The sequence below is a fragment of the Parasphingopyxis sp. genome (assembly GCF_052168275.1).
In the GTDB taxonomy this organism is placed as follows: domain Bacteria; phylum Pseudomonadota; class Alphaproteobacteria; order Sphingomonadales; family Sphingomonadaceae; genus Parasphingopyxis.
In genome coordinates this window covers 1-8,594 of sequence record NZ_JBQLZM010000017.1, presented here as the reverse complement: position 1 = coordinate 8,594, position 8,594 = coordinate 1, and the positions used below count along the sequence as shown (strand labels likewise).

The 8,594-nt window shown below is 65.4% G+C and carries 11 protein-coding genes; 8 read left to right on the top strand and 3 right to left on the bottom strand.

Going from position 1 to position 8,594, the window contains the following annotated elements; all coding sequences use genetic code 11:
* Positions 1-433: alanine:cation symporter family protein (locus ACTS1X_RS01810; RefSeq protein ID WP_442612680.1), on the bottom strand; the 433-nt coding region annotated here is incomplete at its 3' end.
* 150 nt (positions 434-583) lie between these two features.
* Between ACTS1X_RS01810 and ACTS1X_RS01805 the strand changes: the two genes are divergently transcribed.
* The 6 genes from ACTS1X_RS01805 (at position 584) to ACTS1X_RS01780 (ending at position 5,871) form a co-directional block, all read left to right on the top strand.
* Positions 584-943, top strand: coding sequence for an ArsR/SmtB family transcription factor (locus tag ACTS1X_RS01805; protein ID WP_442612679.1), 360 nt, complete (start codon positions 584-586; stop codon positions 941-943).
* Positions 940-1,509, top strand: coding sequence for an SRPBCC domain-containing protein (locus ACTS1X_RS01800; RefSeq protein WP_442612678.1), 570 nt, complete (start codon positions 940-942; stop codon positions 1,507-1,509). Before ACTS1X_RS01805 ends, ACTS1X_RS01800 begins: the two co-directional genes overlap by 4 nt.
* 13 nt (positions 1,510-1,522) lie before the next feature.
* Positions 1,523-2,077, top strand: a complete 555-nt coding sequence (locus tag ACTS1X_RS01795; RefSeq protein WP_442612677.1) for a DUF4287 domain-containing protein — start codon at positions 1,523-1,525, stop codon at positions 2,075-2,077.
* 96 nt (positions 2,078-2,173) lie between these two features.
* Complete coding sequence (locus ACTS1X_RS01790) at positions 2,174-2,614, top strand: hypothetical protein (protein WP_442612676.1); 441 nt, start codon at positions 2,174-2,176, stop codon at positions 2,612-2,614.
* Positions 2,615-2,706: 92 nt separating this feature from the next.
* Positions 2,707-3,978 carry a PepSY-associated TM helix domain-containing protein gene (locus tag ACTS1X_RS01785; RefSeq protein ID WP_442612675.1) on the top strand — a complete coding sequence of 424 codons (1,272 nt, stop codon included), beginning with the start codon at positions 2,707-2,709 and terminating at the stop codon, positions 3,976-3,978.
* Positions 3,979-4,083: 105 nt separating this feature from the next.
* The gene (locus ACTS1X_RS01780; protein ID WP_442612674.1) at positions 4,084-5,871 is read left to right on the top strand and encodes a cyclic nucleotide-binding and patatin-like phospholipase domain-containing protein; all 1,788 of its coding nucleotides are present in this window, start codon (positions 4,084-4,086) and stop codon (positions 5,869-5,871) included.
* Between the two features lie 12 nt (positions 5,872-5,883).
* Here the strand turns inward: ACTS1X_RS01780 and ACTS1X_RS01775 are convergent, their stop codons facing one another.
* Positions 5,884-6,411: a DUF421 domain-containing protein gene (locus ACTS1X_RS01775; RefSeq protein ID WP_442612673.1), complete on the bottom strand. Its 528-nt coding sequence runs from the start codon at positions 6,409-6,411 to the stop codon at positions 5,884-5,886.
* 45 nt (positions 6,412-6,456) lie between these two features.
* Positions 6,457-7,233, bottom strand: coding sequence for a DUF1206 domain-containing protein (locus tag ACTS1X_RS01770; protein ID WP_442612672.1), 777 nt, complete (start codon positions 7,231-7,233; stop codon positions 6,457-6,459).
* A 348-nt stretch (positions 7,234-7,581) separates the two neighbouring features.
* Here ACTS1X_RS01770 and ACTS1X_RS01765 point away from each other — a divergent pair, with 348 nt between their 5' ends.
* Together ACTS1X_RS01765 and ACTS1X_RS01760 are read left to right on the top strand one after the other, a co-directional pair.
* Positions 7,582-8,112 carry a hypothetical protein gene (locus tag ACTS1X_RS01765; protein WP_442612671.1) on the top strand — a complete coding sequence of 177 codons (531 nt, stop codon included), beginning with the start codon at positions 7,582-7,584 and terminating at the stop codon, positions 8,110-8,112.
* On the top strand, positions 8,105-8,594 hold a 490-nt coding region (locus ACTS1X_RS01760; protein ID WP_442612670.1), incomplete at its 3' end, for a terminase large subunit domain-containing protein. The genes ACTS1X_RS01765 and ACTS1X_RS01760, both read left to right, overlap by 8 nt.

Genomic DNA, 8,594 nt, shown 5'->3' with positions numbered 1-8,594 from the left:
CGGTGCGTTCGCGAAAGCGGACGGCGCGCGCACCCTCGCCGAATGCCAGTGCGATGCCGAACAGCGCCGTGATCCACATCCAGAAGATCGCGCCGGGCCCGCCCAGCGTGATCGCGGTGGCGACGCCGACGAGATTGCCGGTGCCGACCTGGCCCGACAGCGCGGTCGAGAGTGCCGCGAAGGGCGAGATTTCGCCTTCGCCTTTCTTGTCGGATTTCTTGAAGATGCCGACCAGCGAGGAACCGAGCTTGCGGATCGGATAGCCTTTGAGGCCGGCCATGATGTAGAGGCCCGCGCCGAGCAGGATCACGACCATCGGCGGAACGAGCAGAATCTCTTCGCCGTTCCAGGTGCCGCCCCAAATGAAATCGCTGATATTGGTGACGCGGTTGACCGCCGCCTCCATAGCCGAAACCGGTGCGTCCGCCGCCATCAACTCACTCCCCAACACTCTATTTTCGTTGGCGCCGTGGTTTAGCGGAACTGTTCGGGATGTAAATGAGAGCGATGCACATCGGACATCGCGATGCGCCGCTCCGGAACAGCGGCTTGACTCACCCGATGAATGTAATAATGTAATTACATGATTACTGATTCGGACATGGACGCCGTCTTTCACGCGCTGGCGCATGGGGTCAGGCGGCACATTCTCGACCTGCTCCGCGAAAAGCCGGGGCAGGGGGTGGGGGAGCTGGCCAGGGGCTTCGACGTCAGCCGGATCGCGATCATGAATCACCTTGCCGTGCTGGAGAAAGCGGGCCTGGTGATCAGCGAGAAGGACGGGCGGGTGCGGCGGCTCTATCTGAACGCCGCGCCGATCCAGATGATCCATGACCGCTGGACCGACGAATACAGCGCCTTCTGGGCGGGCCGGGTGACCGGATTGAAATATGCCGCCGAAGCCGCGGCGCGGACAGCAACGAAAGGAAAGGATCCGACATGACAAGCACGACGGGAGACACGCCCATGCCGCGATCGGAGACGGCCGAGCGCGCCTATTACAAGATCCTCATCGAGGCGCCGATCGAGACGGTGTGGAACACGCTGGTGAAGACGGACGAGGTGCTGCCCTTCTTCTTCGGCGCGGTGTGCCGGACGCCCAACGGCCTTGCGCCGGGCGAGCCGATGGCGATGCAGTCGAAGGACGGCAAATATACGAGCGTCGTCGGCACGGTGCTCGAGTTCGATCCGCCGCACCGTTACGCGCACACGATGATGTTCACCAATCTCGACGACCCGCCCAGCACGGTGATTTACGAGCTGAAAGAGGTGGACGGCGGCACCGAGTTCACGCTGATCACGGAAAATGTGCCGGCCGGAACCAAATCCCAAAAATCGATGGCGCAGGGCGGGCCCTTCATCACGGGCAATCTCAAGGCGCTGGTCGAGACCGGCCGGCCGCTGATGAGCGGGCGGATGGTGACGATGCTCGGACCGGTCATGGGGCTGTTCACGCCGAAGGTCTGCCGCAGCGAAAACTGGCCGTTCGACCGGATCCGCAATCTTTAGAAAAGGGGACATCATGGCGACACCCGAAGAACAGGCAGCGTCGATGATCGCGAACATGCCGGAGAAGACCGGCAGGCCGCTCCAGGACTGGCTCGCGATCGTCACGACGAGCGGCGCGGAGAAGCATGGCGAAATCGTGAAGCTGCTGAAGAGCGAGCATGGCATGGGGCACGGCTTCGCCAATCTCGTCGCGCACAAGGCGAAAGAGGCGGCGGGCGGCGGCGAAACGGACCTCGTCGCGGCGCAATATGCCGGGGCGAAGGCGGGGCTGCTTCCGATCTACGAAGCGATCGCCGCATTCGTTACGACGCTCGGGCCCGATGCCGAGCTCGCACCAAAGAAAAGCTATGTCAGCCTGCGGCGTTCCAAACAGTTCGGGCTCGTCCAGCCGAGCACGAAGACCCGGGTCGATCTGGGCCTGAACCTCAAAGGTGTCGAACCGGTCGGGCGGCTGGAGCCTTCGGGCAGCTTCAACGCGATGGTCAGCCACCGGATGCGGCTCGAGCTCGTCGACGATGTCGATGACGAGGTGCGGGACTGGCTGCGCGCGGCGTTCGATCGCGCATAGGTCCCGACGTGGCGCGATAAGCCGTAACGTACGGAGTCCGGCGCGTTAAGCATATCCGTCAGGATTTCCGCAACGGCCCGGTGCGAAAGACATCGGATGATCATGCATTCTCCGCCAAAAGCCGAGAACACCGGTCTCTATCCCTACCGGCCGCCGCGCATGCCGATTTTCGCCTATGTCGATCTTTTCGCCGGCGGAATCCATCTGGGCGCGATCCAGATGCGCAATCTTTCGGCCAGGGGATTGGGCGCGAGCGGATTTGCGTTTCATCAGCGCAAAGGGCTCGAGGTCAGGCTGTCGGGTATCGGTTCCATAGCCGCCCGGCTGGCTTGGAACGATGGCCCCCATTTCGGTCTCGAGTTCGAGCAAGAGATCTGCGTCGATGCATTCGATCTCGGCGGTCCCGGTTCGATACTCGAGCCGCTGGACCATGGCGAAACGGGCGCGGGATGGACGCGTTGCGTCAATCGCGGTCCTTCTCCGGTCGCGAGCGAAGGATGTTTCGTGCGGCCCTGCGGCAAGATTATCGAACCGTGAGCCGGCCAGCGTGGCGCCGGCCGGCTTCCACGCCCGATCGCCGCCCATGTTATTGCGATTGACTCGCAACAAGGCTCCGCTACAGACGTCTTATGGCGAGTGTGGCGGATACGGTCGATATCGGTGCTCCGGAGTCCCGCCGGCCACGTGTAAGGCGGGGCCGGCTGTGGTTCCGGATCCACGGTTTTGTCGGGATCACCCTTTCCCTGCTTTTCGGCTTCATCTGCCTGACCGGTACGCTGGCGGTCTTTGCGGATGAGATCGACTGGCTGATAAAGCCGCAGATACGGGCGTCGGCCGTGGTTCCCGCCGCCGAACTGCCGTGGGAGGCTATGGCGGTCGCGCTGGCCGAACATGCGCCGGAAAATGCCGTGGAGACGTTCGAGGCGGGGTCGTCTCCGATCTTCGCCCCGGCCGCCTATATCTACCTGCCGGGCGGCGAGATGCGTGTCGTCTATTTCGATTCCGAGACCGGCGCGGTGCAGGGCGAGGGGGCCTTGCTCTCCACAAAAGCGCTGTTGCGCGGCATCCATTCGCGGCTGCTGCTGCGCGATCCGCTGGGCACGACTCTCGTTTCGCTGTTGAGCGTCTTCCTGCTGATCAGTCTCGTCACGGCCCTGCTGGTCTACAAGAAATGGTGGCGCGGTCTTTTCAGGCTGCCGCGCCGCGGCCGCGGCCGCCGCGCCTTTTGGGGTGACCTGCACAGGTTGGCCGGAGTCTGGAGCCTCGCGTTCGGGCTGCTCATGGCGCTGACGGGCCTCTGGTATCTGACCGAGGAAGTCGCGGCACCGGCGCCGGGTTTCTCCGCCGTATCCGGGACCGAGGACAAGGTGGTCAATCGGGAGGCCGCCGCCCTGCTGCCCGCCGCCCTGGCCATGGCGCGGGAAGCCTATCCCGACCTTTCGATCCGCCGCATCACCTGGCCGGGATCGAACGGCGCGGCGTTCGGTTTCTACGGGCAGGACGGAACGTTGCTCGTCCGCCCGCGCGCCAATGGCGTGCTTGTCGACGCCTTCGGTGCGAAAGTTCTCGACCGGCATTCGGGCGGCGACGGCACGCTGCACCAGCGGATTTCGGAGGCCGCCGACCCGCTGCACATGGGCTATTTCGCCGGTTATTGGAGCAAGGCGCTCTGGTTTGTGTGCGGCGCGCTGATGACGCTGCTCGCCTTTTCCGGCGTACCGGTCTTTCTCAGGCGATTGGCGCAGGACGGCGGGGCGAACGGCGCGCGGGGCGCAGAGGCCGCGAGCCGGTGGCGATGGCTGAACAAGCGCAGGGGCTTCGGCGCCGGCGTGATATTGGTCGCGGTCGCCGTCTTCGCCACGCTCTATTTCCTGCCCCGCGAAATCGACATGCTGTACTAGGGCGCGGGACGCCACTCGGGCTCTTTCCAAAGCCCCGCAAAATCCGCTAGATAGTGCGCGAAGATAACAGGGGGGTCGCACCCGGACACACGAAGGGGGCGTGGGATGGCGAACGACTTTTCACAAGTCGAGGCATTTGCCGGGCTGGAAGAGTCCGGACTTCAGGCATTGCAGGACGCCGCCGAACCGATAGCGGTCAAGGGTGGCGACTATCTTGTGCGCTATGGCGAAGAGGCGGACACGCTCTATCTCGTCTCGACCGGGCGTTTTTACGTGCAACTGTCCAACGGCCGCGTGGTTGCGGAAATCGGGGCGGGAGAACCGGTCGGCGAACTGGCCTTCTTTTCGGGCGGCGTGCGGACCGCCGATGTCCGCGCCAGCCGAGACAGCACCGTCTACCGGCTGACCCGGGCCGCCTATGACAGCGTGGTGTCCACCTATCCCGAGATCGCCGACGGCATCCTCTCGACCGTATCGGCGCGGCTGGCGGTTGCGACCCGCTCGGCCCGCGCGATGGAAGCGAAACCCGGCAAGGTTGTGGCGCTGATTCCGGCGGCCGGATCGCAACTTCCCGCAGGTTTCGCGGAGCGCCTCTGCGCCGCTCTGGCACGCTACGATGAACCACGCCTCGTGACCCTGGCCGACAAGCCGGACGGCGTAGCGGCCGATAGCGAGGGTTTCGGCCGCTGGCTCGGCGAACTCGAGCGCAGCGCCAAGCGGATCATTCTGGTCGCCGGAAACGACCGGCAATGGGACCGGGCGATCGCGCGCAATTCGGACGACCTGATCATCGTCGCGCCGCTGTTCGAGGAGGAATGCGCGCGCTCCGACCTGGAAGACTATGCGATCCCGCTATTCCTGCGCGCCAACCGCACGCTGTTGCTCTGGCGCGAGCATGAGCGGCAGGAGATAACGGGCAGCGGCCGCTGGCTCGACAGCCGCAACGTCAAGCTCCACCACCATGTCGCGCTCGACAGCGACGCGGCCTTCGCGCGGGTCGGCCGCTTCATGGCGGGGCGCGCCAACGGCGTGGTGCTGGCCGGCGGCGGCGCGCTCGGCTGCGCCCATGTCGGCGTCATGCAGGCGCTGCTCGAAAACGACATTCCGATCGACTTCTACGGCGGCACCAGCGCCGGCGCGGCGATGGGCGGCGCGCTCGCCCAGGGGCTGACGCCCGAAGAGACGATCGTGCAGATGCAGGACATGTTCATCGCGAAAAAGGCGATGAAGCGGGTGACCGTGCCGGTTCACTCGATCCTCGATCCGCGCGTTTTCGACGAGCAGCTCGAGCTCAGATACAGCAACAAGGATATCGCCGATCTGCCGTACAATTTCTTCGGCGTGTCGACGAACCTGTCGACCAACAGCGTCTATGTCCATCGCCGCGGGCCGCTCTGGCATGCCGTGCGCGCCTCCGGATCGCTGCCGACCATCCTGCCGCCCTTCATCACCGAGGAAGGCGACATCCTCGTCGACGGCGGCGTGCTCGACAATATCCCGGTGATGATCATGCGCGGGGCGAAGGCCGGGCCGAACGTGGTCGTCTCGCTGCGCTCGGACGCCGGCGAGGAATGGCGGCTCGATACGAAATACAGTTCGCTGCGCTCGCGCGGCAAGCTGCTCGCGGACATCATCTTCCGCCGCAAGCCCAAACATGATTTTCCGAGCATCGTCGAGATCATGTCGCGCTCGATGGTCGTGTCGAGCGCCAGCGTCGTGCGCGACAGTCTGAGCCAGGCCGACGTGCTGCTGTTGCCGCCGATCCCGGAAACGATGAAGATCCTCGACTGGCACCTCGGCCGCGATCTCAGCGAAACGGCGCGGGTGTACACGACCCAACGCATCATCGAGCATGAGGCGCTGGCGGAGATGAAGGACGTGGTCGCGGCCTGACGGGTCGCCGGCTCAGTCGTCCTTCCGGCCGGCGACGCCGGTCATCACGCGTTCGTCCAGCGTTTCGCCGTGCAGCACCGAGATATCGCCCGTCGTTTCGAGCACGACGGCGCGCACCTTGCCGAGTTCGAGCACATTGGCTTCGCGCATCTTGGCCCAGATATCGTCTTCGGCGACACGGACGCGCGCCATCGTGTCGCGTTCGAACTTGCCGTTGCGGAACAGGACCACCGGATCGTTCGACAGCGCCTCCCGGGCCGCATCGCTCGTGCGCCGGAGCCAGGCGAGCCCGGCCTGGACGGCAAGGATCGCCGGAATCGCGAGCGCGGACTGGATGAAGGCCGGCCATTCGGACGCCACGGCCGCATTGGCGAGCAGCGAACCGATCGCGACCGTGATGACGAAGTCGAACGCCGTCATTTTGGAAAAGGACCGCAGGCCGACGATCTGCACGGTGACGATCACCCACGCGACGGTGAGCGGACCGAGGACCAGCGCGCGCGTGAGCAGGTCGAGCGTCATATTGTCATCAAAGAACATCGATCCGTCCGGTGTTCGAGGAAAAAAATGGCAGCGCCCGGCCGGTCATCCCCGCAGCCGGTTCAGCACGTCGTCGTTCCGGATCGTGCGGTACCGCGCCATGACGAGGCTGAAGACGCCGAACAGGAACAGGCCGGCGGCGACGACCATGTAGAGCCATTGCGGATCGCTCAACGCGTCGAGCACCGCGCCGATTCCGCCGACATCGGTCGCCCGGCCGCTGAATGCCGATGTGGCGATCTTCCAGCCGAGCAGCGCATAGACGACGGCCCGGGCGGCATAGCCGGCACGGCCCAGATATTCGGCCTGGTGCGGCGCATCGGCATCGAGCAGGCTCATGAACTTGCCGGTATAGGCCTTCACCGCCTGGTTGAGACCGGCCAGCAGGAAGCCGATGCCGATCAGGCCGAGCAGGATTTCTCCGGCGGGCAGCGACGCGATCGAACTCGCCGCTTCCTGTCCGCCGCCGCCCGACAGGTTGGCGCCCATCACCGTGCGGATCGCGAACCAGGCGAGGTAGAGATGCGCGAGCCCGCTGGCCGCGTGACCGGTCCGCTTGGCCAGCCCCGTAATGTCCGTGCCGTCGCCCTGGATGTCGATGATCGCGCCGTACAGGCGGAAGACGCCATAACCGGCCAGGCCGATGCCGACGAGCGCGAGCAGGATGCCGCCGAGCGGCGCCTGCATGATCCGTTCGAGGACGCCCGTGGTGCCCTGCGATCCGGCGCTGGCCAGCGCGAAATATCCGAGCAGTATGTAGACGACCCCGCGGGCGAGATAGCCGATACGGGCGAAATTCTGGATACGGACGACTCTGTTCACGGCGCGGCTTTCCTCCTGTGTCTACCCTAATAAGGCGCGGAGGGGCCGGGCGGTTCCGGCGTTGCCCAGAAATAGTCTTGCCCGGAGCCGCAATACTAACGGGCGATGGGCGATCGAGCCGTCCGGTTCCGGGACGAAGCCGGAGCCGGGACGATCCGGCTGCTGCCTCGCGAGCCCAGTCGCAATCCGGGCAATCGGCGCGGTTCGCGGGAACGCGGCCATTTTTTACCAAATGGGAAAATTTATCTTGACATCGTAACGCTGTTTAGGTACAAACACCCAAGATCGAGAATTGTATCAAGCCGGGGCGCGGGGGCGTTTCCCGGCTTTTTGCTTTGGTGGATGTCGATGTCGAAAAGGAACCGGTCCAGCCATGCCGCCCGGAACCATGCCGGCGACACGCCGGGGCGCCCGCAAGTTCGCGCGGAGCGTCACGATGGATGGACGGAGGAACGGCGGGCGATTTTCCTCGAGACCTTGGCGGCGACCTGCAACGTGACGGCCGCGGTCGAGGCGGCGGGCATGAAGGAAAGTTCGGTGCGTGCGTTGCGCAAGCGCGATGCGGGATTCGGGGCGGCGTGGGACGAGGCCGTCATGATCGCCTATGAGCGGTTGGAGCTCGTGATGCTCGAGCGGGCCATCAACGGAACCGACAGGCCCATCGTGCGCGGCGACCGCGAAGTCGCGGTGATGAAACAGTATAGCGACGCGGTGGGCATCCGTCTGCTTCAGGCCCATCGCGAAACGGCGATGCGCGCCCGCGAACGCGCGGAGTACGCCTGCGATCCCCAAGAGGCGTTCGAGGAATTGAACCGCCGCCTCGCCGCGATGCGCGAACGGTCCCTGGCGGACGGGCCGTCCGGCGATCGCGATGGATGAGGCGTCCGTCGCCGAACGACTGGCACAGCTCGGCGATCGGGAACGGCTTGCGGTGCTTGACGCGCTCGAGCCGGATCAACGGGTGGCATTGCTGCGCCATTGGGAATTCTGGCGACGCGGAAATCAGCGCCCGCCCGACGGCTCGTGGCGCGTCTGGCTGATTCTCGCCGGCCGCGGCTATGGCAAGACGCGGGCAGGGGCGGAATGGGTGCGCGCCTTCACAGCCCGTCACGGCCTGTGCCGTATCGCGCTGGTCGGTGCGACGATGCGGGAGGCGCGCGCAATCATGGTCGAAGGAGAAAGCGGGCTGCTGCAGGTCAGCCAGGGCGCCGAGCGGCCCCGTTTCGAGCCGTCGCTGGACCGGCTCGTGTGGCCGAACGGCACGATCGCGACCCTCTATTCGGCGGCCGAGCCGGACGGCCTTCGCGGCGCCGCCCACCATCTGGCCTGGGCCGACGAGATCGGCAAATGGCGAGACGGCG

Coding starts and splice junctions, on each gene's coding strand:
- ACTS1X_RS01785 (WP_442612675.1), top strand. CDS start 2,707: ATGGCGAGTGTGGCGGATACGGTCGATATCGGTGCTCCGGAGTCCCGC.
- ACTS1X_RS01790 (WP_442612676.1), top strand. CDS start 2,174: ATGATCATGCATTCTCCGCCAAAAGCCGAGAACACCGGTCTCTATCCC.
- ACTS1X_RS01805 (WP_442612679.1), top strand. CDS start 584: ATGATTACTGATTCGGACATGGACGCCGTCTTTCACGCGCTGGCGCAT.
- ACTS1X_RS01780 (WP_442612674.1), top strand. CDS start 4,084: ATGGCGAACGACTTTTCACAAGTCGAGGCATTTGCCGGGCTGGAAGAG.
- ACTS1X_RS01795 (WP_442612677.1), top strand. CDS start 1,523: ATGGCGACACCCGAAGAACAGGCAGCGTCGATGATCGCGAACATGCCG.
- ACTS1X_RS01775 (WP_442612673.1), bottom strand. CDS start 6,411: ATGTTCTTTGATGACAATATGACGCTCGACCTGCTCACGCGCGCGCTG.
- ACTS1X_RS01765 (WP_442612671.1), top strand. CDS start 7,582: ATGTCGAAAAGGAACCGGTCCAGCCATGCCGCCCGGAACCATGCCGGC.
- ACTS1X_RS01800 (WP_442612678.1), top strand. CDS start 940: ATGACAAGCACGACGGGAGACACGCCCATGCCGCGATCGGAGACGGCC.